Raw genomic sequence first — 25,444 nt, 5'->3', positions numbered from 1 at the left:
ATTTCACCCAGGAGATGTTTCTTATATCTGTTACTTCACAAGCGTTGGTGACTTCTTCCACAGTCCCAGAATCAAACCGGAGATCACAGAACCAATTGTAACAGCGAGCAGGAACAATAATGCGTGGTTCGCCAGTGCTGCAACAAAGATGCCGCCGTGCGGAGCTGGCACATTAATGCTCCACAGTTGTGTCAATCCGCCAGCAACAGCGGAACCCAGAATACAAGAAGTCAATACACGCAATGGATCAGCCGCAGCAAATGGAATTGCACCTTCTGTAATGAAAGAAAATCCAAGTACATAGTTAGTCAGGCCTGATTTGCGTTCTTGCTCTGTAAATTTGGATTTGAAGAACGTTGTTGCAAGTGCAATCGCCAGAGGAGGCACCATACCGCCTGCCATAACCGCTGCCATCCATGCACCGTCTGTGTTACCACTGGATGTGAACACACCAATGGCGAACGTGTAAGCCGCTTTGTTGAATGGTCCACCCATATCGATGGACATCATGCCGCCAAGCAGCAAGCCCAGCAATACCGCATTACCTGTACCCAGGTTACCAAGTGCATCTACCAGCCAGGTGTTCAGGGAACCAAAGATTGGATCAAAGACATAGAAACTGATGGCACCTACGATCAGCAAACCAAATACCGGATACAGCAAGATTGGTTTCAAGCCATCAATCGCTTTTGGCAATCCTTTGAACAACTTACGGAGACCAATAACTACATAACCCGCCAAGAAACCGGCAGCCAGACCACCAAGGAAACCGGCGTTTGAGTTAACTGCCATCAATCCACCGACCATACCAGGCATCAGGGCCGGGCGATCACCAATACTCATCGCGATAAATCCGGCAAGTACCGGAATGAGGAAGTGGAAAGCACCTGTTCCGCCACCGATCGTTTGAAGCAGCTGGAAGAGGGGATTATCCTCGCCCGCAAGCTGTTCAATAAGGAACGAAATAGCCAGGAGGATTCCTCCACCTACGACAAACGGAAGCATATGTGAAATCCCGTTCATCAGATCTTTATAGATTTTGCTACCTACACTGATCTTACCAGTGTTTGCGCCATCTTCTTTGGCATTTCCGCCTTGGCTGTGATAGATCGGCGCGTCACCGTTAACGGCTTTGCGAATCAGCTCTTCGGATTTACGAATTCCATCACTCACCGGTCTTTGCAATACCGGTTTGCCATCGAAACGTGCCATCTCCACATTTTTGTCTGCGGCAACGATAACCCCTTTAGCACGAGCGATCTCATCAGCAGTGAGAACATTCTGCGCTCCTTCAGAGCCGTTTGTCTCTACGCGAATATTAATGCCCATTTCCTGAGCTTTCTTTTTAAGTGCATCTTCAGCCATAAACGTATGAGCTATACCGGTTGGACAGGCTGTAACCGCAACAACAAAATCTTCCGAATTGGCATTACCTACAATGACCCCAGAGGTATTCTGTTGCTGATTGCTATTGGAGCCCGATGCGGCATTTGCTGCTTTTTCAGCTTTTGCTTTTTCTTTTGCTGCTTCCTTCTCCGCTGCTTCTGCCTGTTTGGCATCAAACAGTGCACTAACTTCCGCAGGTGTATCTGTACTCATCAATTGTGAGATGAAATCGCTATCAATCAACAACCTGGAAAGAGCTGCAAGCGTACGCAGATGGGTATTACCTGCGCCCTCTGGAGCCGCAATCATGAAGAACACATGAGCTGGCTGATCATCCAACGCTTCAAAATCAAGCCCTTTTCTACTCTTGGCAAATACAACCGTTGGTTCATTCACTGCTGTTGTCTTGGCATGTGGCATCGCAATTCCGCCACCGATCCCCGTGCTGGATTCAGCTTCTCTTTTATAGATCATTTCCTTGAACAGGACCGGATCATTAATTCGTCCGCTTCGGTTCAGGCTTGCAATCAGTTCATCAATAGCCTCATCTTTGGTTGTGGCTTGCAGGTCCATGATCATGGTTTCCTGGATCATCAAGTCTGTTATTCTCATCTTGGTACACTCCCTTAAGTTCAGTCGGCCCGCGTAGGCAGGCCTCACTACATTACAATTACAATGAAAAGCTTTTATATGTCTTTTAAACTAGATTGTCGTAATGGTCACTTGATTGCGTAGTTCATCAATCAATTCACGTGTTGCCAGATCATCCGAGAACGCAGTCGCGCTTCCAGATGCAACCCCTGTGCGGAAAGCTTCCAGCAAATCTCCGCTCTGTACATAAGTACCTACGAATCCGCCAATCATGGAGTCACCGGCACCAACCGAGTTTTTCACAGTGCCTTTTGGCACATTAGCATGATGAACTTCCGCTTTGGTAATGAATAGTGCACCCTCACCTGCCATGGAAATCAACACATGTTTAGCACCGGCTTCCAGCAACTTACGCCCGTATAACACCAGTTCCTCACGTGTATCAATCGTTACACCGAACAGTTCAGCCAGTTCATGATGATTTGGCTTCACCAGCAATGGTGCATGTTCAAGAGCTTCCATTAACGCAGGGCCAGTTGTATCAATCACAAATTCGGCACCCGTTTGCTTGCATACTTTAATGAGACGATCATAAAAATCCGTTCCAAGTGAAGGCGGCACACTTCCGGAGAGGATGACAATATCTCCTTTTTCCAATGAAGACAATCTGTGAAGCAGCTGCTCTGCCTCTTCGGCACTAATTGCAGGTCCAAGACCATTAATCTCTGTCTCTTCTCTATGCTTCAGCTTGATGTTAATGCGAGTATCGTCTGCAATTGTGACAAAGTCTGTCCGAATGTTATCTTCTTGCAATTTGTCATTAATGAAACGTCCAGTAAATCCACCAAGGAAACCAATGGCCGTGTTATCTGCTCCAAGTTGATTCAGTATGCGAGACACATTAATGCCTTTGCCACCAGGGAGCTTCAAATTCCGATTCATTCGATTCAATCCGCCAAGTTTCAGCTCATCCACTTCCACGATGTAATCAATGGACGGGTTAAGTGTTATCGTATATATCATCGTTATCCCTCAATTATTTTAGTTTTCTGGGCGATTCCAGGCCGCCAGTGTTCTGGCATCTGCTCAGTAATCAAATCGGCCTCCTCCAAATCAAACAATTTGGCAAAAGTAATTTCCCCTATTTTGCTGGAATCAGCCAGCACATAAGATTTTCCCGACAATTGATGTGCACGCCTTTTAATCAAGGCTTCCTCCGGATCCGGTGTTGTATACCCCATTTCGGGATCAACTCCGTTGCTTCCAAGAAAACATTTATCAAAACGGAAATTATCCATGTTCTGTAATGCGATACTGCCAATGACTGCTTTTGTATGAATTTTCATCATACCTCCGAGCAAATAACTGCGAATACGTTTGCTTACCAAAGCTTCAACATGTGAAAGTCCGTTGGTTACAACCGTTACGTCTTTAGCTTCAATAAAAGGAATCATAGCTAACGTTGTCGTCCCTGCATCCAGATAAATGCATTCGCCATTTTCGATCTCCTGTGCAGCCAAACGGGCAATCGTTGTTTTTTGTTGAATGTTTTTGAACGTTTTTTCTTCCATGCCCGGTTCTAGCGTTTTTTCATTCACCAGTGCGGCACCGCCGTGGATGCGTTTGAGCATCTGACGACTCTCCAGATCGATCAAGTCACGCCTAATCGTTGATTCAGAAGCACCCAACACATCAACTAGTTCTTGCAATTTCACAATTCCCTGTAAATGTAAGCGCTCTATAATTGCAGCATATCGTTCTTCAGTCAGCATCTTCATTCCTCCAACTGCTTCTATAGTATCATAAATCCCTCAAAAAACAACCACTTTCATTCAAAATAATTTAAAAACCTTCAAAAACCCGCAACTTTCGACTCACGTAACTCATACTCTTCCGCACTAATCAATATTATTCCGGCCCGCGAGCCTCGTTTTGATCGCTGGGACTCCTAATCCTTGCAAAGATGGATTTAGAGTTCGTCAGAGACTGGAGTATTCATCGAACGAAGTTTCCCTGTCCATAAAGATGTCATTCTGTGCGCTTCATATCCACTAAAAATCCTGCAGCATCCGGCGCTTCAAGCGCGGCGTTGCAGGATTTAACTATTCATAGGATTTACATGCGCGTTTATGACTCTACAACCATTGCATCCGGTTTAGGTTTAAGCCATTTACCTTCTTCATTAATAAAAGCCCCCTTGAAGCGGCCCATTTCCAATTGTTCTATCAACCGCTCCTCATTCATGACCAGAATCTCAGCCAATTGCCCCGAGGTGTAATAATGAGCGGGATTGTAATCGAGCAGCACAGGAACAGATGTATCATATAGTTCTTTGATCAGATTCTCAAATGAATGCCGACCCAGGTTCTCCATATCTCTATAAAACTGCAAATGTTGGGACACCATATTACGGAAAGATTTATTCTCCAGATGCATCCACAACGTATTGCAGGCCTGAACACTCATATGATTTTGTTCCACATCGTAAAATTGAACTTCTTCAATCTTCATGTATTTCTCTTGAAATGCTACGATCTTAATCAAAGGTACATTTCGTTTACGCGACGCTTTCTTCAAATGGGCTCTAAATTGTTCATAGTTCATTTCATTCATCTATTATCCCTGCCTTTAACATGTTCCAACCGACATTTTACAACAAATTAAAGGCAAGTGTAACCTTCATCATATGAAAAACAAAAAAACGTGCAGCATCAGATGCCACACGTTCACAATATTATAGAGTGCAATTACTCAGCGAGGGCACCACTTTTCACCCATGTAGCCGTAAATTCCTGTTCTTCATACGCATAGAATTGCTGCAAAATAATCTCCCGATCATCGAGGAACAACTGATCCGCTATGGCAGTGACGAGTTTCGGTACTGCACTCTTTGTTCCCGATATTGCCGATGCCGACAGACCACAGCTGGCAAGTGCAGAGTAGTTGAATACAAACAGTCCGTGCAACGGTTTCTCACCCTGTTCACTCCTGCTTGTCATTTCAAACCCGGAACTCAGGAATGGATGTGCGTCCAGCAACGCATTGCGATGCTCTGGTGGAGCCTGGTAACAATCCTCCCAACGCGCGATGTATGGCTCCACAAGCTTCAGTTCAGGACGGAGTGCCGGATCACTGAGAAGACCTGTGCTAATAATCAGAAAATCAAACGTAAATGTTCCCTGTGCCGTATGCACTATCGCGCCTTGCTCCGTCGCTTCCACACTCAGCCAAGGCGAATTCAAATGCAGTTCGAATCCAGGCCAGGCTGCCGCACGATTAAACGTATCGTTGGTTGGCGGTTGATTGAATTTGAAGAAATGAGAGATCACTTCATATTTATCAGCAACCGGAAGAGCGTGGTATCGCTCAATCATACCGGATTGTTCCAGCTGACGAATGGGATTAACACTAGGTAGTTGTTCCCGCCGTACAAATACATGAGCTTCCGCCACACCCGTGGCAAGGGCATAACTCGCATTATCGAATGCAGAGGCACCGCCGCCAAGCACAGCAACCCTTTTACCTTTTAATCGATCAAAATCAATCGCTTCCGACGTATGGGCATACCGATCCGGAGGTAATCTATCCGCAATCATGGATGGCACATGCCACTCTCCACCACCTTGTATTCCCGTAGCAAACACTACTTTGCGAGCAAGGATAACGTCCATCTGAGCTCCTGCCTTGTTCACATGAAGTCGATGTATTCCGTTCTCTATTGGCTCAACCAGCGTTAATTTCACCTCATTAAACACAGGCAGATTCAGCACTTTCCGATACCAGCGTAAATAATTCATCCAGTCTCCACGCGGGATCTTGTCTATCTCTTCCCAACCATCGGGCCCCACCTGTGCTTCCCACCATGAGCGAAAAGTTAACGAGGGGATACCCAGATCGATGGAAGTCAGATGCTTGGGTGTGCGTAAAGTAACCATACGTGCATAAGTCTCCCATGGTCCTTCAAGCCCCGATGCATTCTCGTCAATAACAACAATATTGGATATCCGCTCACGAAGAAGTCCAAATGCTGCCCCTAATCCACTCTGGCCTCCGCCTACAATGACAACATCATAGACATGACCATCCGCATGTTCTCTTGGGCGTACCCAGTTCGAACCACCAAATGACAAATAAGCTAGATCTTTCTTCACACGTTCATTCAAATCTTCCAGGCTCATGATTCATCAACCCTTTCAAGGACACATATGAACTAGTCTTTCTTTGATTATTTGATGTAAGTTTGTTGTTAGTTATATTGAGGTTAATTGTGCTTTCACCTTGTATTTCTGAAATATATTAGCGTTATTATATGAGTTATCCGAGATTATTTGAAGTTCGCGGCAGCTTTATTGTCATCAACACTAAAAATATCTAACATGCTTGTTAATATTCACGAAATACCTAATTAGATGGTACCTTCCTCTTTTGATGTGCTTCCTTTTAGACGGAAGATTTGCAGAAAACAAAAAAAGACAGACCAAGATGTAACCTTGGTCTGTCTTTTAAAGGAATGCTATTGGCCGGCCTGTTCCCGGCGCTGCAATTTTTCATTGGTTAATTTCTCAGGGGTCACATCATGCCCCAGCGGGTCCACAACGGATACTGCCAGCATGGTTGTCAGTACCTGACCTCGAATAGCCTGCAAATATTGTTTTCTAAGCTCGTGCTGCTCGCTTTGTTCTGCTTTTGTCAAACCGACGCTGCTGCGTTGTTTTCGACTTAATTCGTTAATGCGTCCCAAAATAGGAATCATGAAATCCACCTCACTTGTTAGTCCAATTTCCAAAAGATATTTCGAATATCTTCAAACTAACTTATTACAACTTTACGAATTTGTCCATAGGCACAATCCGTTGAGAAGTATTTTTAGGTGATCTCATGCACAGACCACACAATGCCATTTGTAGCACCACTGCCCAGGTTCAATGTAATCGTCAACCCGTTTGCAGCATAGAACAGTCCAATCACATCCCCCGCATTCAATGCGACTTCTACTGCCAAAGTCACTGAACCACTTCCCAGCACTGCCCGCAGTGTAAGTAGCGTAATCGCGACATTTAGGACGGGCAACAAACCACTGACAAGTGTCGTTACCGTAGGGGATGTTCTCTGTACAAAAAAGGCTGGGTTAACGCCAGCCCCCAGAGATAGAGCAATCGCTGCGGTCGTTGCATAATTGATCGTGGCCACAATCGAGTATCTTCCAGTTACCGGGACGGTATAATTCCCCGTAGTTGCATTGAAGTTGGCATTACCGTAATAAGGAGCCGTTGTCGTCCAGTTGGTTAACTGAGTGCTGGTTGCTGTCGAAAGTGTAGCCAGGAAGGCAGAGAACCCTTGTGTTGCAAAATTGGGGCCGGTTGGTCCAGTGGCTCCTGTCAAGCCCGTGGCACCTGTGATTCCTGTTGCTCCAGTGGCTCCCGTAGCTCCTGTTGCACTCGTTACACCGGTTGCCCCCGTAATTCCGTTAGCCCCAGTTGGTCCAGTCGGGCCTGTAATTCCTGTTGTGCCGGTTGTTCCTGTGATGCCTGTGACCCCAGTTGCACCTGTAAAACCAGTAGCTCCCGTTATTCCTGTTTCTCCAGTTGCTCCGGTCGCACCAGTTATACCTGTAACTCCTGCTGAACCAGTACTTCCGGTGGCTCCTGTTACACCCGTTGCACCTGTAGTTCCTGTTGTGCCTGTGGCTCCTGATACACCTGTCGGGCCGGTAACGCCTGTTACACCTGTCTCTCCTGTAATACCCGTGGTTCCGGTTGCTCCAGTCACACCTGTGATCCCAGTGGCACCAGTCGCACCCGTAGTTCCCGTTGCTCCAGTAGCCCCGGTGGGTCCCGTCACACCAGTCATACCTGTGACCCCTGTTAGACCCATCTCTCCAGTTTGACCAGTTGTGCCGGTGGCACCTGTAATTCCAGTAGCTCCAGTCACACCCGTAATGCCAGTTACGCCGGTCGTGCCGGTTGCTCCTGTTTCACCAGTAATACCCGTTGGACCGGTGGCACCTGTAGCACCAGTCGTACCTGTAACTCCGGTTATGCCAGTCGCACCAGTGGCTCCGGTTGGTCCTGTTGTACCTGTCGTGCCGGTAACGCCTGTTGCACCTGTCTCTCCAGTCGAGCCGGTTACGCCAGTAACTCCCGTGGTTCCGGTTGCCCCAGTCGTTCCTGGAACCCCTGTTATACCTGTTTCCCCAGTGGCTCCGGTTGGTCCCGTTACACCTGTCGTACCGGTAGCACCTGTTACACCCGTCACTCCTGTAATGCCCGTGGTTCCTGTTGCTCCAGTAGCCCCGGTGGGCCCCGTCACACCAGTCGTACCTGTGACCCCAGTTAGACCCGTCTCTCCAGTGGCTCCAGTTGCTCCCGTCGTTCCAGTAAATCCTGTATTACCTGTAACCCCAGTAAGTCCAGTTACTCCCGTCTCACCAGTTTGGCCAGTTGTGCCGGTGGCGCCTGTAATTCCAGTAGCTCCAGTCACACCCGTAATGCCAGTTACGCCGGTCGTGCCGGTTATTCCTGTTTCACCAGTAATACCCGTTGGACCGGTTGCCCCAGTAATTCCAGTAGCACCTGTAATCCCGGTTAGACCCCTCTCCCCAATTAATCCAGTAACTCCGGTTGATCCTGTCACACCAGTTTGGCCAGTAATTCCAGTAGCACCAGTCGGCCCGGTTACGCCAGTTATTCCTGTGGAACCCGTACTCCCCGTTGCTCCTGTAACTCCAGTCGTACCTGTGACTCCGGTTATGCCAGTCACACCAGTGGCTCCGGTTGGTCCTGTTGGTCCTGTCGTGCCTGTCGTGCCCGTGGCTCCAGTTAATCCCGTCACACCAGTTGGACCAGTAATTCCTGTTAGACCTGTTTCCCCTGTGATACCAGTTGTGCCTGTTACACCAGTAGCTCCCGTAGTACCCGTACTTCCCGTTGCTCCAGTCGTACCCGTTTCACCGGTGACCCCAGTGGCTCCAGTCGCACCGGTTGGTCCTGTGAACCCTGTTTCTCCAGTTGATCCCGTCACACCAGTTGGACCTGTCACCCCTGTTGGACCTGTAGCTCCAGTAGTTCCGGTTGCACCAGTAACTCCCGTGATACCCGTTACCCCAATCGTACCTGTTGGTCCTGTTTCACCAGCATTCCCTGTTAGTCCTGTAGTGCCTGTCGGACCAGTTATACCAGTAACTCCAGTCGTACCTGTGCTCCCAGTTAGACCCGTCTCTCCAGTGACGCCTGTTGCTCCTGTCACACCAATTGTACCCGTAACGCCAGTTAAGCCAGTCGTGCCAGTTGGCCCTGTTTCACCGGTGACCCCGGTTATGCCAGTAGCTCCGGTATTACCAGTTGAACCAGTAGCCCCGGTGAGTCCTGTCGTGCCAGTTACACCAGCAATTCCTGTTATGCCACTAACTCCGGTTGCACCTGTAACACCAGTTGTTCCCGTCGTACCCGTACTTCCAGTTATACCTGTTAGTCCTGTCTCTCCTGTTGGGCCATTCAAACCTATAGATCCCGTTACACCTGTAGCCCCGGTGACACCAGTGACTCCTGTTAGCCCAGTTGCACCAGTTGTTCCGGTTGCGCCGGTTACTCCCGTGGCACCTGTACCCCCTGTTAGACCCGTCTCTCCAGTGACGCCAGTAGCTCCGGTGGTACCCGTAATTCCCGTTATTCCTGTGAACCCTGTTTCTCCAGTAACACCTGTCGTTCCGGTGTTTCCTGTAGCCCCCGTAGTTCCGGTAGCTCCGGTAATTCCGGTTGCACCAGTAATTCCTGTGGCTCCTGTGCTCCCAGTTAGACCCGTCTCTCCAGTTGCGCCAGTTAAGCCCGTCACTCCAGTCGTACCTGTGACCCCTGTTGGACCTATATCTCCAGTAATTCCGGTTGCACCAGTAATTCCTGTGGCTCCTGTGCTCCCAGTTAGACCCGTCTCTCCAGTGACGCCTGTTGCTCGCACCAATTGTACCCGTAACGCCAGTTAAGCCAGTCGTGCCGCTTGGTCCTATTTCACCAGTTGGGCCAGTCGAACCGGTAGGGCCCGTTACACCAGCTGTACCCGTGGTTCCGGTAATACCAGTTAGTCCAGTTGCACCTGTACCTCCTGTTAGACCAGTCTCCCCAGTAACGCCAGTGGTTCCGGTAATTCCCGTTTCTCCAGTTGCACCGGTCGATCCCGTCACGCCAGTCGTACCTGTGACCCCTGTTGGACCTATATCTCCAGTAATTCCGGTTGCACCAGTAATTCCTGTGGCTCCTGTGCTCCCAGTTAGACCCGTCTCTCCGGTGACGCCTGTTGCTCCGGTCACACCAATTGTACCCGTACCGCCAGTTAAGCCAGTTGTGCCGGTTGGCCCTGTTTCGCCGGTGACCCCGGTTATGCCAGTAGCTCCGGTATTACCAGTTGAACCAGTAACCCCGGTGAGTCCTGTCGCGCCAGTTACACCAGCAATTCCTGTTGTGCCACTAACTCCGGTTGCACCTGTAACACCAGTTGTTCCCGTCGCACCCGTACTTCCAGTAGCTCCAGTTATACCTGTTAGTCCTGTCTCTCCAGTTGCACCAGTGGTTCCGGTTGCGCCGATTACTCCCGTGGAACCTGTACTTCCTGTTTCTCCAGTCGCACCTGTTGGGCCAGTTACACCAGCTGTACCCGTGCTTCCTGTGGTCCCAGTCGCACCAGTGGCTCCAGTCACGCCTGTGAGACCCGTGGTTCCAGTAATGCCAGTTAGTCCAGTTGTACCTGTAATCCCTGAGGTTCCAGTCTCACCGGTGATTCCGGTTACCCCTGTTAACCCTGTCGTTCCTGTTGGACCGGTAACTCCCGTTAGTCCTGTGAACCCTGTTTCTCCAGTTACACCTGTCGTCCCGGTGTTTCCTGTAGCACCCGTAATTCCGGTAGCTCCGGTAATTCCTGTTGTGCCACTAACTCCGGTTGCACCTGAAATCCCCATTTCTCCAGTTGCGCCAGTTGATCCCGTCACACCTGTCGTTCCTGTGACCCCTGTTGGACCTGTACTACCTATAAATCCAGTAATACCTGTTGCACCCGTTACTCCAGTCGTTCCTGTTGTGCCCGCAATTCCAGTAACGCCAGTTAGTCCAGTCGTACCTGCTGTACCCGTAACGCCAGTTACGCCAGTGACACCAGTTGGACCTGTGACTCCTGTTAGCCCCGTCTCACCAGTACTTCCAGTAGATCCGGTTACACCCGTAATTCCAGTAACTCCCGAAGACCCAATCCCCCCAGTGGCACCAGTTGCGCCGATCGCACCTGTTATCCCTTTCGTGCCGGTTATGCCTGTATTTCCAGTTGGACCCGCACTTCCCGTTGCTCCTATCGCCCCAGTAAATCCTGTAGCGCCTGTAACTCCGGTGATACCTGTCTCACCGGTTGGGCCGGTCGCGCCCGTAGTACCTGTCGTTCCAGTTATACCAGTTGTTCCTGTTACTCCGGACGGGCCTGTGGTTCCAGTTTCGCCAGTACTTCCCGTTAATCCAGTCGCACCCATAATACCTATTAGACCCGTCGCTCCAGTTGGGCCAGTTGCTCCAGTGAACCCGGTAGCCCCAGCTAATCCTGCAACTCCAGTTGGACCTGTAAATCCTGTAGTACCAGTCACACCTGTGGTGCCCATCAGTCCGGTAGCTCCTGTTGCACCTGTTGCACCTGTTGCACCTGTGACTCCAGTTATTCCGGTACTTCCCGTGGTTCCGGTTACTCCAGTCCGTCCTGTTAAAATGGTTGCTCCCCATATGCCGGGATACCCAGGGTCTCCGGTTAACCCAGTAGCACCTGTTGCTCCAGTGAATCCTCTCATTCCCTGATACCCCCGTGGGCCGCGAAGGAAAGGAATCCTGTGATTTTTCTTTTTTTTGCATTTACGTTTGCTTTTCTTACAAGACTTACTCTTCTTCTTTGGGATAGAGTGTTTTTTTGATTTTTTTGCTTTCCGTTTGCCTGTACTACTTGAGGAAATTTTGCGTTTCCTTTTGGATATACCGCTCACAAGAAAATCCCCCCTCCTCGTACACCACGTCGATTCTCCGCATTTTACAATAGTACACTCTATGCCCGGGACTAGCTTTGTGCGCCCCCTATTCAATATACCTATGAAACCTTTATAATTAGTGATCAATCAATTACTTTCTTCTAAAAATATATTCCCCTCTACTCCCCCTGCAACTCCAACTCCTTAATCGTCAACGCAATTCCTTCTTCAAAAGATGTTGCCACAACTGGGCCAATCCGTTCCTCATACTTCTGTCTACTCAAGATCAGGGGTTCCTCGGTCAGATATAACATTTCTACAATTTCTTTCATAACGGGTACACCTAGTCCGATCACCGACAACCCTATTTTTCCTAACTCCATCACAGGTTTACTTCTTCCTGCAGCCTTTTGTGCCAATCGCACGATGTCATGACCCGAGATGATCCCCGATCCAGGAATGTTCCAGTTCTGTCCATACGTCGTCTCTCTGCTTGCCAGCTCCACCACCATTACCGCAGCATCCGGCAAATAAATATACTCTCTTGGTGTCTTCATATTTCCGATAAAAAAAGCCATCTTTCCTTTTGCTATCGCTTCAAGGGTTGAACCCAGATAGGAAGCTTGATTAGCCGATGGGCCATAATAATCTGGCAAACGAACGATCATCACCTGAGCTCTACTCCATCTGGTGCTGAATAACATCTGTTCATAGGCAAGTCGTGTCTTGCCTTTGCGGGTATGCGGCTGCTTCGGATGTTCTTCCGTTACCTCGCTCATTTGTCTTCTGCCATAAGGGTAGATTCCGTCTATAACAACCACCTTCAGACCCAAGTGTTCTGCCGCCGCCATCACAGATTCACCGAGCGGAATCAGCCTGCTCTCCATCTCGTTATAAGGGACATTCGCACAATGAAATATGACATCGGCACCCTGGGAAGCAACAATAATATCCTCCGACCGAAATGCATCTCCAACTGCGTCTAACAGGTGATCCGGATATCCCAATTTTACCGCAAGTTGCTCCAACTTTTGACGGGAGCGCCCAAATGCGATCGTAGAAATCCCTCGTCTAATCAATTCCTCCGTAATTGCTGCACCTGTTCCACCTGTGGCTCCAATCACAATAGCTCTATTCATCGTGGATCGACCTCTTTCATCCATTTAGTTATTGATCAATTACTTACCTGAAAACAATATAAACCATAATTAGTGATTGATCAATAACTAAAATTTAAAAAGGGACTTTACCTCCCTCTCTATCGTTCCTTCAGCTCCGGCATATCCAGTGCATTAGATACATTACACAACATCCCGATTGCCAGAAAAATCATGGTTCTTTTTAGCGGTTCGGCAATTCCTGCAACTGTGAAAGCTTCCAGTACCATGGCTCTTACATCACTCATGCCTTTTTGCATGGCCTGACGAATAACTTCTTCCTGGATCGTTTGCGCCTGCATCTGAAGCAGTATTTCGCTCTTGTGAGATTCCAGAATCCTATCGTAGGCTTCAATGAGATCATTCTCTAGCTGATCTGGCGTCGCCGTCTCCACCACAATTCGAAACGAATCAATCACCCGTGTCCATGAGACCTCAAGTGCAGTTAATAATAAAGCTTCTTTTGTTTTGAAAAAACGAAATATATACGGCTGTGAGATCTGTGCCCGTTCAGCCACCTGGGCTGTGGTCGCACGATAATAGCCAATTTCCGCGAAGACGTCAATTGCTGCAGAGATAATATCATTTCGCCGGTTAACCGACGCTGCTGTATCTTTAGCCATGATAATTCGTCCTCCCATAGTTAGTGATTAATTGATCAATAGCTTGTAGTATAACGAATACTATCCCTCAATGCAAAGGTATCGTGAACTTGTACAAAGCCAACAAACCCGCAGACGCTGGCTCAAGCCGCTGCAGGTTGTGTAGCTTGTCGATCATAGATTCTATCCACTGGAAACCGAAGAGAACACGGATTGTCTGAAACAGATTCGTACCATGCAATACAAAAGTGTCTGTTAGTTCACTGCTGGAGAAGTTTGCGCAATCGGGATTCCGAATCCAGTTTCGGACAACTGTTACAATATGCATGTGCGTGACTGCCGCTCCCAACCTGATATGCCAAACAACAATATCGGCGTATCAGGAACGGCGGTCCCTGCCAACTGGAATGTTCGAAGCACTGCAGCTCATTGGCAAATGTACATGCATTATCGTTTTGCCGATCCAGCCAGAGGCTTTGATCTGCTTGAATCTTTGCAAGCCGTTCATCTGTCTTCCATATGCTCTGATCATTAATCATTCGTGCATACAATTGTTGCACATTATGCGCAACCAGAGACCACATGACCTTATCGCTCGCTCCTGTTCCGACGGCTACCGCTCGCAGGACAGGTTCCAGATGTAACAGCACTCTTTTCTTGAGCAAACCACTCTCTGACCTGCGCTGAACAGGATCTTCAGCCTCCAGAGAGGTTCTCTCCAGCCGAGTCGCATATCGCATGCCACCTGCTCCATTCAATTCAAACCGCACATCATCGTCTGCAATGCTAAGTATTGTATCGTATAGACTGAATGCTGAGATTATGGACATAACAAATACGGAGTAACGTTTGGCAAAAAGTGTACCAACAGCCGCACTTCCTCTGCCGCCCAGTTGAAGCCCTTGCTGCATAGCCTGTTCACGCAATATCAAGTTTCGTTTCTCTTCATTCAACAGATCCTTCACACGGAAAGGATACTTGGAATCATCACAAGTGGCTTGGATCGTCGTCACAAAAAATTGCTGTAACGCTTCCAACATCTCTGAATAATCATGTCTTGGATAACGTTTCATCTACTGAATCATATCTTCAACTTCGTTGATAATCTCGCTTCGCCCAATTGCTCCCCAGCCCTTAAACAACCAGAAGGAATCTGTCGTATAGACCTGATCTGTACCAACAGCAGGTACTCTCTTCCAGAGTGAGCTTGCATTGATGTTGTTTAAATACTCATCGGCATTCGGGTCAATCTCCAGAACTACGAAATCAGCATCCACATCTGCAATTTTCTCCATGGACAAATCCTCACGTTGTTCGGCAGGTGTCACAGTCGTTGGCACAAATCCAAGATCATGATACAAAAGTGTGTTGGTTGGATGTCCCTTTGCCGCGTAAATTTGTAAGGTCTTCTCTCTTACACGCAGATAAGCCAACTTTTTTTGATCCAGTTGTTCGATCTTCGCTTTTAGTTGCTTCGCCTGCTGCTCTACCTCGGCTATCTTTTCTTTTGCCAGATCCACTTTGTTGTACATCCCGGCAATGGTCAACAGATCCTGTGTCCAATATGTTGTATCATCAACAAAATCCAGCCATTCAGTACCAAGTACAATCGTCGGAGCGATTTTCTCCAACTGATCATACGTACTCTCCGCAGTTCGACTCTCAATAACGATGACATCCGGATCAATCTGAAGGATAGCCTCCAGGTTAGGACTGTCTGCAGACCCTACCGTTGGAATGCCGGCAAGCTCATCTGCAAAGTAAGGCAAATAATCTCCTCCGTAACGAACTTCTACATTAACGCCTGCTGGTTTCTCACCAATCGTCAACATGTGATCGATGTAAGCAGCAGATAATACCACCATACGCTCTATTTTTTGCGGTACAACCGTTGTTCCTTTAAGATGCTCAATCGTTTGTGTACCACTCTCTTCCACAGGCGTATCCTGTTGCGGAGGCGTTGCTTCTGTTGCCTTGCTACATGCCGTCAGAACGAGCACAAGCAGGGTCAACAGTATCATCGTTGTTGCTCTCTGTCTTACCATTTGTAGTAAATCCCCTCTACTATTTAATAATAATAATCATTATCACTATAGTAGGGAAAAGCGTACAGGCTTACCATGGATTATTCCACTCTCTTCTCTTGCACAATATCACCGTAAGGTAACCCCAAGTTGCTCTGCCACATATCGCATGGCCCACATGCGTCCGGTGGGACCCAGCGTTTTGAAAAAAATATCTCCTGCATTATATACATGGCCTTCTTGAACAGCCTTTAATGCCAACCATGCACTGCATTGCTGTAATTGCCTCAGTTGAGCACGTGCCTCTTCTGTGGGATCGACCATTACAAACACATGATCCGCGTCGTATAACTGCAAATCGCGAACTTTACTCTCTACAGCCCACTGTTGTTCCGGAAAATCACGAGGCAAATAAAATCCCAGATCATCATACAATAGCGCCCCTGTCTGGTTGTTCAATCCATACATTCGGTAGAAATGAGAAGTCACCCGGATGAACATGGCACTCTGTTTCCCCCACCTCGATTGAATGCGTCCTCGAAGAACCCGGCTCAGTTCAGCATGTTGTTCTATCCACTGTACAGCCTGTTCGGTGCGGCCCATAATGTCCGCCATATACAGAAGCCTCTCCCCAAAATGGTTGGTGTGCTCCAGCATGGTGGTAGGCGCGATCCGATGCAGGGAGTCATTTGGCTCCAAACGATCACTTGTAATGATCAGGTCCGGTTGGACTCGCCTCAAATCATCATAGTTCTGATTGAAGCTATCCAGAATAAGTCCCTGATGACTGTGTGCTTGAAGCGCAGGTACGGCAACATGACGAGCTACCCTCTGACCATAGGATAAAGCGGATACTGGCCTCAAACCGAGCGTTATCACATAATCGTCCAACCCGTAATACAAGGTGGCAATGCGATTCACTTTATTTTTCATATACAACGTTGGGGCGATTCCTTCGTTTTTCTTGAAGACTCTGCTGAAATAGTGCTCGTCCTTATAACCCACTTGCTCCGCAATTTCCTTGATTTTATCTGAAGAAAATAACAGTTGCTTGGCCTTTGCCATACGTAGTTTCAGTATATATTCAATCGGGGTCATATTGAGTTGCCGTTTGAATGTTCTTATAAAATGATTCACACTAAGCCCTGCCATGCAGGCCATCTGATCCATTCGGATGTTTTCCATATACTGATGCGTCATATATTCAAGTGCCAGATCCATGCCTGCTACAGCTGGAGTTGCTTCTTTCAGGTGCATTATTAATTGAATCAACAACTGATGCAAAAGATGTTTCCTGCGCGTCTTTTCCAGACTCGTGATGGAGTACTTTCCACTCACCAGGGTATCCATCATCTCCTGAATATCACGTGTATTGGAAGGAACATTAAGCTTGCCCGTCACAGGGAGATCAAATGCCTCGGTATGCCAAGCATTCCGACGCCGGATAAGTGTAACACAGGAAAATAAAATGATCTGATATCGGACAGGTGCTTCCATATCCGTCTGAAACTCCACATGCATTCCTGGCTTCAACAAAAAACAATCGTCTTGAGACACCGTATGTACAATGTTATCCATAGACAAAGATCCCTTGCCAGCGATGACCCTGCAAATGGCGAACCTTTTCCAGATCCGACGCTGAACAGCCCCCGGATTGCTAGAGTAATGGCAGACGTGGACAGCAGAGAAATGTAGTTGCTCCAGTTGTTTGATCCAATCATTTTCCTCCATGCTCACGTCCCCTCCCCGTTCTGATCCGATTCTGTGTGAACTAAATTAATTCTATTTTTTAGCTCCCAATAGTAAATTCTTTATACTATCTAACTGCAACTCCAGTGAATAGGGATCTTCCATGACGAACTCATCCTCTGTACCATCCAAGGAACCATAGGCGTAAACTTGTCCTTTCTGCACAGCAGGCAGACGTTTCCACACCTCGCTGTTCAGGATCTCTTTGGCGTCTTCGCTACCCGAACCATATAAGAAGATATGATCTCCCATATACTCAGGCAGTACTTCAAGGGAGATCGTCTCGAATCCATCCTTCATATCGAGTGCTTGCTGAGTAGGAGGCAGTTTCAGCATCTCATAGATCGTGGAACTACCATAGTTCCCACCTTCTGCACCAAGTACATACAACGCTTTGTATCCTATTTGAATGATGGATACGGTCTCGCCTTCTTTAATTACACCATCAATCTGCTTCTTAGTCTCTTCGATATTCTCTTCATATGTCGTGATCCATTGCTCTGCTTCCTTCTCTTTACCAAAAACACCAGCAATCCGGCGCAGCTTTTCCAGTGGACCAGAAGTTTTATCGCCTTCCCAATAAGGTAAAAAGACGGTCGTTGCAATTTTTTCGTAATCCTCAATATTTTTATCAATGGAACCGATGATGAGATCCGGCTCAAGTGACACTAATTTCTCCAGATTCATTGGGAACTCTCCTCCCAAATCCTCAATACCCGCTATAACATCAGCAGCTATGTCAGACTTTTCAATCCATCCTTCGTTCAACATAAATGTTCTTACACCAACCGGTACAATGCCCAGTTTCAGCAGGTACCCCATATATTGATCTGAAGCGACACGCTGGGGATTGGCCGGAATTACCACATCTCCCCTCATTGTGGAGACCGTTCGCGTCTCCGGTTGTGCAGTCGATTTCCCTGTCTCCGTTGTCTGGTTACCCGATTGTGTAGTAGCCGCATTGGTCTCTGTTTGCGTACCACTTGCAGACGGTGCCGGACTGGAACAGGCCGTGAGCAATAGCGTTAGACACAGCATCATGCTTAGTGCTGTCATTTTGAATTTTCCTTGCATTATTAATTCCCCTCCAACATTCTTTTGATATTGATAATCAATATCATTATATAGATGGGAATGTAACGAATGAAGGGCATTTTCTTGCATTATACTGGGCAAATCTTGCTTGTTGTTCAATACCAAAGTCTGGTTCGACTTGTTAAACCGTTGGCTTACTCCTTTTTTATAACGAATTGGAGAAAGACCTTTTATTTTTTTGAAGCTGCGGCTCAGTGAATGTGCATCCGGATAGCCGACCTGTTCTGCAATCTGTTGCAGCGTAGCACGGGTATGCACCAGAAGATGTGCTGCCCTCTCCATTCGGATCTGTCCAAGATACTGGATGGGACTGATGTTTAACTTTTGTTTGAACAACCTGGACAAGTGCCCCACACTGCATTCCATTGCTTCTGCCATTACGTCAAGAGCTATGGGCTCATGGAGATGAGCATTCATGTATTCAATAGCCTGTGTGACCGTATCCGGTTTATGTGGCTGAATGGATTGTTCGTATATGTCTGCCAACAAAGAATATACCCATTGATGAAATAAGGTTTTGGCATGTAACTTTGCAAGCTTAGTGGACTGTTCCCACTCCTGTTTTAATTCCTCCATACACTGATACAGGTGCAGCGGACGGGTTGGTACAAGTGCGTATTGGTCCTGGAACGGACGTTCATGGTCCATCAGATGCTGAATTTCCATCCCACAGGGCAAGGCCAGAATGGCTTTGTACAAAATCATATAATACGTCACGCCCGAATCCGTCTCCATGTTTAAATTCGCCTGTTTGCCTCCATGAATGATGTGGAATCCCTCCACGATGTATCTGTGTTGATCCATTCGTATCCGTGCACTCCCGTCGGTGATATATAGATAGGTACTCGCTGGTAGTTGATAGTTCTTCAGCTTCTCCCCGGGATGCAAAGCGTTCTGGCGTACATCCAGTATTTTGACAAAAACATGATTCCACAACCTGATGTGATCATTCAAATTCATATCCGCTGTACTTTCCCTCCCGCCATATTACATCGACATACCTTCTTGTTGCTGTTAGGAAATGCCTGTTAATTTCGCTCATGATGCACATTTCATTTTATTATAAATTAATTGATAACAATTCTCAATGACATAAACAATCAATATTAACTTATCCATTTGGACAACATATACGGACTGTAATGTAACATAGCGGGATAATAACACTAGAATCAGCAACATTTTCTAACCTGTTGCAAAATCATAAAAGGCATGATATATTAATTGAGCCATCAATGATTGACGCATCAAATATTGATACATCAATGATCGAGAGCATACAAATAATCATTAGGCAATGGCATTGTATACTGCAACATTAATCATTGGTTAACATACGCCGTTGTTCATGATTCAGATTCACCCGGGAGGTCTAGTCATGACACGTATTGTTTCCAAAGAAGAACAAATCATCAATCTGTTGAACGTGTTGGGTAACAAAATCAGTCCCAAGTTTGAACGCTGTACAGGTATCAGTTCCTCTCGCTTCGAAATTCTGCATGAGCTGGATCAGGTAGATGAGATTAACCAATCCATGCTGCAGAAAATCATTAACATTGATAGTGCTGCGATTACACGCCACTTGAAACAGCTTGAGGCGGACCTGATGGTTACAAGACGCAAGAACCCCGAAGATAATCGGGTCACTTTTGTTCGTTTGACGGACCACGGTCGGAAACAGATTGAAGGTTACAAAGCAGAGAAGACCAATTTTATCAACCAGATTTTACAGGATTTCAGTGAAGACGAAGTTCAGTCACTCGCCGATCTTCTGGAACGTATGCACAACAATTTCTAAACCCATATATAGAGGAGAGATCCATGCATGAGTACAATTCAAAGCAAATTCCAAAAAACCAATGATTTTAACGAAATTACCTACGGTCGCCGTTCTGTTAAACTTTACGATCCTGAAGTGAAAATCAGCCGTGAAGAGATGACAGAAATTCTGTCCGAAGCTTCCCGTGCACCATCTTCGATCAATTTGCAGCCTTGGCGTTTTCTGGTTGTTGATACGGCTGAAGGTAAAGAAAAGCTTGCTCCACTTGCGAGATTTAATCAAAATCAAGTGTTGACTTCTGCCGCTGTTATTGGCGTATTTATTGATATGAACAACGTTGAATACATGGATGAGATTTTTGGTAAAGCTGTAGAACTTGGTTATATGCCACAAGACATTAAGGATATGCAGCTCAAAACTGTAATGCCTTATTACGAAAAGATGGCTGCTTCCGATCTTCGCGACGTTAACCTGATCGATGCTGGCCTTGCTTCCATGCAATTGATGCTTGCTGCTCGTGCTCATGGTTATGACACCAACCCAATTGGTGGTTATGAGAAAGATCAAATTGCAGAAGCATTTGGCATGGACAAAGAGCGTTATCAACCCGTTATGCTGATCTCGATCGGTAAATCGGCCAAAGAAGGTCACCCTTCCTACCGTCTGCCTGTAGAAACCATCACAACTTGGGCATAATATCAGGGACGGTTTCCCTGTAAGTCTCGATTAAATGGGTCAATAAGCATATATTCTTAACACATTCCAAACAAACACCATATGGAGGTTATACATTATGATTATCATTCACGCTCATCTGCAAATTAAACCGGACCAAGAGCAAGCATTCCTCGCATCTGCAAAAGAACTGATTGCTGCAACACGTCAAGAAGAAGGTAACATCAGCTACGATTTGGCAAAAAGCACAGAACGCGAACAACAATACACGATGATCGAGCTGTGGAAAGATGAAGCTGCTACTGCTTCCCACAACACAAGCGCGCATTTCCAAGCTTTTGTTCAACAAGCAGCAGCATTCATGGCCGCTCCAATGAACGTTGAAGTATTTGCTGGAGAACAAGTTAAAGCATAATAGCTCATTAACTGCCATGCGTATCTAACATGTGAAAAAGCCGCTCTTGGTCATATGACCGAGGGTGGCTTTTTCATTCCTTTGAAAAGTAAGTTCGACACACTGCCAATTAGTTCTCATGTTTGACCGCAATCACGACATTTCCCCTCTTTCGCCCTGTTTCCACATAACGATAAGCTTCCTGAATTTGCTCCAAGGCATAACGTCTGTCAATCACCGCTTGTATCTTACCAGCCTCCATCAACTCTTTAAGAAGCATCAGATCCTTCGCAGTAACCCTTGCGATGCCTTGCCCATCAACAGTGACATATGTGCCGTTGGGTGCCAATAGATGCCGACACTGACCTTTCGAGATTTTGCCAACTGCATCCAATATCAGATCATACCGCTGACTTGTTTTTGTAAAGTCTTCCTTCATATAATCGATAACATGCTCGGCACCAAGTGACTTCGCGAATTCCACATTCGTTGTACTGCATACCCCCGTCACTTCTGCTCCAAAATATTTCGCAAGCTGTACAGCAGCAGTTCCTACGGCTCCCGAAGCTCCATAGATGAGCACCTTCATTCCCCGTTTAATGTTTCCTTTGCGCAGAAAATATAAGGCCGTAGTTCCACCAAACGGAATTGCTGCTGCTTCCTCATACGTTGCGTTGAGCGGTTTCAGAGCGACTGGATCCTCTTCAGAGAGGCATATATACTGAGCATGGGCACCAAAAGACAATCCATTGATGGCATACACCTGATCACCTAACTTAAATTGCTTTACTTCCTTACCAATCGCCGTAACTTCTCCTGCCAACTCTACGCCCAGGACCGAATTTCGAGGTTTTCGGAATCCCAAAAAAAGACGCATCGGTACCCAGTACAGAAACGGAACATTGGAACCACGAACTCTGCAGTCCCCGGATGTTACAGTTGTTGCGTGTATTTTAATCTGAATCTCATGATCTTTGGGTGATGGCTTCGCTATGTCTTTAAGCTGCAACACATCTGGTGACCCATACTTCGTACATATGATAGCTCTCATATCTTTCCCCCCACATGTTCCTGTTTGCCATGAGTATATCGGGAAGTGGGTTCGGTCCCTAGATACTAAAGTATTGTTTCAAAGATACATCCGTTACAGGAGTTTCCATTCACGTGCTTTTGCCACGGCTTCGGTTCGTCGCTTCACCTGCATTTTGTCAAAAATAATCCGGTTATGTCCTTTCACGGTAGGCAGTGCAATATGAAGTATCTCACTAATCTCCCGATTGGATCTTCCCTGCGCAATCAGATGTAATACTTCGAGCTCTCTCACACTTAACGGATCAATTCGCAGTTCAGAAACGTACGGATATACCTCTGTCTCTTCCGAAATCATTTCTATTCTGTTATCCTCAGCTTTATCAAATGCAGCCAGTAATTGAAGCAGATATAAATGTGAGTCACCGCGTGCTCTCATACTCTTCAAAAGACTGTGCACGACAACACCTTCGTCTACAAATACACGAATGAAGCCTGCCGGCTCTGCCATCATCATGGCCTCAGTCAGGAGCTCGATAGCTTGTGTTCTATTTCCATGTTCCTCATGGATAACCGCCAGAAGGATTGTTGCCTTGAGCTGTTCATCCTTGAAGCCTTTGGTTATGGCCAAGTGAAGACAGGATTCCATCATACCAAGTGCTCCCAAGGTGTTCCCCTGCTTCAGCAATACTCTGGTCTGACTAAGCGCATGATTTCTGTCCCATGATAATCGTATTGCCTTTTTCAGATCGCCCTGACGAAGGAACACAAGAACGTATGCAGCAGTAATATCAGGGATCGCCTTTGTAAAATTTAACCGTTGGGCCTTTTCGTTGATTCTATCTAACATGATAGCGGCTTGATGAAGATCCGCCTTCGCAAGCGTCACTCGGGCGAGCCATAACTCACTTGCAACAACCCTGTCCGTTTGGACAAATTGATGTGCCAACTGCACACTCTGTTGAGCGTGCAACATCGACACATCAAGGTTATTCCATTCATAATGAACTCGCGCCAGACCCAAATAGGCTTCACATGCAATGGGTAGCGGGGGCTTACCTGCCATATGTACCACCTGCTGATAGGCTTCAGCCGCCAGGTGTAGCTGATTGTTGGATTCCTGCATATTCCCCACGCCCAGTGTCGCCATCATCGTGATAATATGATGTCCGATCCTGGTACTATTCGCTAATGATTCCTCGTAGGACAATTCGGCTTCCACACGTCTTCCCTGAAGCTGGTATGCATATCCTAATGTCCAGGCTGTTGCTGCACGAATAGGGAGATTATGAGGATGCAAATATTTGAGTGCTCGAAGTGACTCCGTAATAATCGCATCCGCATCGTGCCGGCTGACAGCCAGCGTGGCTCGGATTGAAGCGATATGTCCGATGAGATCAGAATTGGCCTTTTCAGGTTCGGTATTTTGTAACACTTGTTCAGCAGACTGCAATTTGGGTTCGACGTCTATCATATGTCCTGACACTAATAACGCAGCCGCATGCATCACCCATAGGGAAGGTATTGAATCCATTTCTGCTGAGGATAGAGACCTCAACCATTGCAAGGCAGGAACAGCACCCCCGCGAAAAAGAAGTGGCATACCTTTACCTTCCAACAGATCCGATGCCCGATGAGTATCTGCCGCAGCTACAGCATGATTGAAAGCCTCCAGCTCCATTTGATGCTTCTCATACCAGATACTCGCTCGCTTATGTATCTCAGTAATAGACAGATCGGTCTCCGCTGTGCCGGCATAATTTGAATTCTGGTGTACTCTTTTACGCAATAAATCTGCAAACAGATGATGGTAACGATACCATCGCCTCTCATTGTCCAAGGGAACGATGAATAGATTGGCTTGCTCCAGCCACTCCAACATGTCCTGTCCAGTAAAATCAACGGATTCATGTTCCTTGGGTTCATCTATATCCAAGATCGCATCACACAATGAACCGCATAATCGATCCAACATGCACGTTTTCAACAAAAAGTTCTGTACTTGTTCGGTTAGCCCTTGTAATATTTCTTCCATTAGATAGTCCAGTACAAATGGGTCTCTGCCACTGAACGTTTCCATAAAGTGATTTGGATCAGAAGAACCCTGCATGGATAAGGCCGCTAACTGCAACCCGGCAACCCAGCCTTCTGTTCGTTTTTCAAGGAGAGCAGCATGTTCCTCTGAAAGTTTCAATCCCATGACCCGATCCAAAAACTCACTACATTCGGCAGAAGTAAACCGCAGATCACTACCACGTATTTCAATCAATTCCCCCTTTGCCCGCAGTCGAGCCAAAGGTAACTTGGGTTGCTGACGCGTAGTCATGACGATATGCATATGCGGGGGCATGTGCCTCAGTAAGTAGACAAGCGCTTGATGGATCACTTCTGAAGTCATGAGATGATAATCATCCAGAACAAGTACAAAATGATCGGTTATTTCAGAAACTTCATTAAGAAGGTATGTAATAATGGTCTCAATAGGTGGCGGTTCGGAAGATTGAACTAATCCCATGATTCCTTCAGCAAGCTTGGGGACAATCGTCTGTAACGAAGCACATAGATATGTCAAAAAACGTGAAGGATCGTTATCCGCTTCTTCCAGCGAAAGCCAAGCTGTATCTATTGAAGAAAACTTAACCCATTGATTGACTAGTAGTGTTTTTCCTGATCCTGCAGGAGCAGAGACCAGTATGAGTTTAGCGTGCATCCCCTCGCCGAAACGGACATACAGGCGGGGACGATCCACTACATGGGAGCGCTGAACTGGAATGGTTAATTTCGTAGATAAGATCGGTGCATACATGAGCCATACCTCCATTCAAGGGTCGAACAGCAACTGTATCGTTTCATATATCGTTTTGGCATCTATACTACCATAAATATCAATAAGACACGCCATAAAAGACGTGTCTTTATTATTAGTAATACATAGATGAATTTAACTTCTGATTAACACTAGCTGCTAGTAAAAATG

General features: G+C 46.8%; 18 protein-coding genes and 1 pseudogene. 3 read left to right on the top strand and 16 right to left on the bottom strand.

The window, feature by feature from the left end; translation table 11 throughout:
- Window positions 1-30: 30 nt before the first annotated feature.
- The 14 genes and pseudogenes from MKZ13_RS10110 to MKZ13_RS10045 form a co-directional block, all read right to left on the bottom strand.
- Entirely contained in the window at window positions 31-1,998 is a 1,968-nt protein-coding gene (locus tag MKZ13_RS10110; protein WP_221823272.1) for a PTS fructose transporter subunit IIABC, read from the bottom strand.
- A 90-nt stretch (window positions 1,999-2,088) separates the two neighbouring features.
- The gene (gene pfkB / locus MKZ13_RS10105) at window positions 2,089-3,000 is read right to left on the bottom strand and encodes a 1-phosphofructokinase (RefSeq protein WP_339183730.1); all 912 of its coding nucleotides are present in this window, start codon (window positions 2,998-3,000) and stop codon (window positions 2,089-2,091) included.
- A gap of 2 nt (window positions 3,001-3,002) precedes the next feature.
- Window positions 3,003-3,749, bottom strand: a complete 747-nt coding sequence (locus MKZ13_RS10100; RefSeq protein WP_017689448.1) for a DeoR/GlpR family DNA-binding transcription regulator — start codon at window positions 3,747-3,749, stop codon at window positions 3,003-3,005.
- Between the two features lie 355 nt (window positions 3,750-4,104).
- Entirely contained in the window at window positions 4,105-4,590 is a 486-nt protein-coding gene (locus MKZ13_RS10095; protein WP_237176101.1) for a hypothetical protein, read from the bottom strand.
- 134 nt (window positions 4,591-4,724) lie between these two features.
- Complete coding sequence (locus MKZ13_RS10090; RefSeq protein ID WP_339183727.1) at window positions 4,725-6,155, bottom strand: NAD(P)-binding domain-containing protein; 1,431 nt, start codon at window positions 6,153-6,155, stop codon at window positions 4,725-4,727.
- A gap of 335 nt (window positions 6,156-6,490) precedes the next feature.
- Window positions 6,491-6,730, bottom strand: a complete 240-nt coding sequence (locus MKZ13_RS10085; RefSeq protein ID WP_036670038.1) for a DUF896 domain-containing protein — start codon at window positions 6,728-6,730, stop codon at window positions 6,491-6,493.
- Window positions 6,731-6,843: 113 nt separating this feature from the next.
- Window positions 6,844-9,807, bottom strand: a complete 2,964-nt coding sequence (locus tag MKZ13_RS10080) for a collagen-like protein (protein WP_339183724.1) — start codon at window positions 9,805-9,807, stop codon at window positions 6,844-6,846.
- Between the two features lie 130 nt (window positions 9,808-9,937).
- Window positions 9,938-11,791: pseudogene (locus MKZ13_RS10075) on the bottom strand (hypothetical protein); the annotation flags it as partial.
- A gap of 350 nt (window positions 11,792-12,141) precedes the next feature.
- Window positions 12,142-13,101, bottom strand: coding sequence for an NAD-dependent epimerase/dehydratase family protein (locus tag MKZ13_RS10070; protein ID WP_221823245.1), 960 nt, complete (start codon window positions 13,099-13,101; stop codon window positions 12,142-12,144).
- Window positions 13,102-13,220: 119 nt separating this feature from the next.
- Complete coding sequence (locus MKZ13_RS10065) at window positions 13,221-13,742, bottom strand: TetR/AcrR family transcriptional regulator (protein WP_339183721.1); 522 nt, start codon at window positions 13,740-13,742, stop codon at window positions 13,221-13,223.
- A 239-nt stretch (window positions 13,743-13,981) separates the two neighbouring features.
- On the bottom strand, window positions 13,982-14,794 hold the full coding sequence (locus MKZ13_RS10060) for a hypothetical protein (RefSeq protein WP_339183719.1): 813 nt from the start codon (window positions 14,792-14,794) through the stop codon (window positions 13,982-13,984).
- Window positions 14,795-15,766: an ABC transporter substrate-binding protein gene (locus MKZ13_RS10055; RefSeq protein WP_339183717.1), complete on the bottom strand. Its 972-nt coding sequence runs from the start codon at window positions 15,764-15,766 to the stop codon at window positions 14,795-14,797. It abuts the gene before it with no gap.
- A gap of 108 nt (window positions 15,767-15,874) precedes the next feature.
- Window positions 15,875-17,476 carry a helix-turn-helix domain-containing protein gene (locus tag MKZ13_RS10050; protein ID WP_339183715.1) on the bottom strand — a complete coding sequence of 534 codons (1,602 nt, stop codon included), beginning with the start codon at window positions 17,474-17,476 and terminating at the stop codon, window positions 15,875-15,877.
- Between the two features lie 51 nt (window positions 17,477-17,527).
- Window positions 17,528-19,525, bottom strand: coding sequence for an AraC family transcriptional regulator (locus tag MKZ13_RS10045; RefSeq protein WP_339183713.1), 1,998 nt, complete (start codon window positions 19,523-19,525; stop codon window positions 17,528-17,530).
- 442 nt (window positions 19,526-19,967) lie between these two features.
- Between MKZ13_RS10045 and MKZ13_RS10040 the strand changes: the two genes are divergently transcribed.
- The 3 genes from MKZ13_RS10040 to MKZ13_RS10030 all read left to right on the top strand — a co-directional run bounded on the left by MKZ13_RS10040 (window position 19,968) and on the right by MKZ13_RS10030 (window position 21,459).
- Window positions 19,968-20,387, top strand: a complete 420-nt coding sequence (locus MKZ13_RS10040; protein ID WP_076209072.1) for a MarR family transcriptional regulator — start codon at window positions 19,968-19,970, stop codon at window positions 20,385-20,387.
- Window positions 20,388-20,414: 27 nt separating this feature from the next.
- Window positions 20,415-21,065: a nitroreductase family protein gene (locus MKZ13_RS10035; RefSeq protein ID WP_076209073.1), complete on the top strand. Its 651-nt coding sequence runs from the start codon at window positions 20,415-20,417 to the stop codon at window positions 21,063-21,065.
- 97 nt (window positions 21,066-21,162) lie between these two features.
- Window positions 21,163-21,459, top strand: a complete 297-nt coding sequence (locus MKZ13_RS10030) for a putative quinol monooxygenase (protein WP_221823222.1) — start codon at window positions 21,163-21,165, stop codon at window positions 21,457-21,459.
- Between the two features lie 109 nt (window positions 21,460-21,568).
- Here the strand turns inward: MKZ13_RS10030 and MKZ13_RS10025 are convergent, their stop codons facing one another.
- Both MKZ13_RS10025 and MKZ13_RS10020 read right to left on the bottom strand, forming a co-directional pair.
- Window positions 21,569-22,489 (bottom strand): NAD(P)-dependent alcohol dehydrogenase, encoded by a 921-nt coding sequence (locus MKZ13_RS10025; RefSeq protein WP_339183710.1) that lies wholly within the window; start codon window positions 22,487-22,489, stop codon window positions 21,569-21,571.
- A 93-nt stretch (window positions 22,490-22,582) separates the two neighbouring features.
- A complete protein-coding gene (locus tag MKZ13_RS10020; protein WP_339183708.1) occupies window positions 22,583-25,273 on the bottom strand; it encodes a LuxR C-terminal-related transcriptional regulator in 2,691 nt (896 codons plus the stop codon).
- Window positions 25,274-25,444: the final 171 nt, after the last annotated feature.

This window comes from Paenibacillus sp. FSL R5-0701, from assembly GCF_037973995.1.
Classification (GTDB): domain Bacteria; phylum Bacillota; class Bacilli; order Paenibacillales; family Paenibacillaceae; genus Paenibacillus.
This window is presented reverse-complemented; position numbering and strand designations above follow the sequence as displayed.

Coding starts and splice junctions, on each gene's coding strand:
- MKZ13_RS10110 (WP_221823272.1), bottom strand. CDS start 1,998: ATGAGAATAACAGACTTGATGATCCAGGAAACCATGATCATGGACCTG.
- pfkB (WP_339183730.1), bottom strand. CDS start 3,000: ATGATATATACGATAACACTTAACCCGTCCATTGATTACATCGTGGAA.
- MKZ13_RS10100 (WP_017689448.1), bottom strand. CDS start 3,749: ATGCTGACTGAAGAACGATATGCTGCAATTATAGAGCGCTTACATTTA.
- MKZ13_RS10095 (WP_237176101.1), bottom strand. CDS start 4,590: ATGAATGAAATGAACTATGAACAATTTAGAGCCCATTTGAAGAAAGCG.
- MKZ13_RS10090 (WP_339183727.1), bottom strand. CDS start 6,155: ATGAGCCTGGAAGATTTGAATGAACGTGTGAAGAAAGATCTAGCTTAT.
- MKZ13_RS10085 (WP_036670038.1), bottom strand. CDS start 6,730: ATGATTCCTATTTTGGGACGCATTAACGAATTAAGTCGAAAACAACGC.
- MKZ13_RS10070 (WP_221823245.1), bottom strand. CDS start 13,101: ATGAATAGAGCTATTGTGATTGGAGCCACAGGTGGAACAGGTGCAGCA.
- MKZ13_RS10065 (WP_339183721.1), bottom strand. CDS start 13,742: ATGGCTAAAGATACAGCAGCGTCGGTTAACCGGCGAAATGATATTATC.
- MKZ13_RS10060 (WP_339183719.1), bottom strand. CDS start 14,794: ATGAAACGTTATCCAAGACATGATTATTCAGAGATGTTGGAAGCGTTA.
- MKZ13_RS10055 (WP_339183717.1), bottom strand. CDS start 15,766: ATGGTAAGACAGAGAGCAACAACGATGATACTGTTGACCCTGCTTGTG.
- MKZ13_RS10050 (WP_339183715.1), bottom strand. CDS start 17,476: ATGGAGGAAAATGATTGGATCAAACAACTGGAGCAACTACATTTCTCT.
- MKZ13_RS10040 (WP_076209072.1), top strand. CDS start 19,968: ATGACACGTATTGTTTCCAAAGAAGAACAAATCATCAATCTGTTGAAC.
- MKZ13_RS10035 (WP_076209073.1), top strand. CDS start 20,415: ATGAGTACAATTCAAAGCAAATTCCAAAAAACCAATGATTTTAACGAA.
- MKZ13_RS10030 (WP_221823222.1), top strand. CDS start 21,163: ATGATTATCATTCACGCTCATCTGCAAATTAAACCGGACCAAGAGCAA.
- MKZ13_RS10025 (WP_339183710.1), bottom strand. CDS start 22,489: ATGAGAGCTATCATATGTACGAAGTATGGGTCACCAGATGTGTTGCAG.
- MKZ13_RS10020 (WP_339183708.1), bottom strand. CDS start 25,273: ATGTATGCACCGATCTTATCTACGAAATTAACCATTCCAGTTCAGCGC.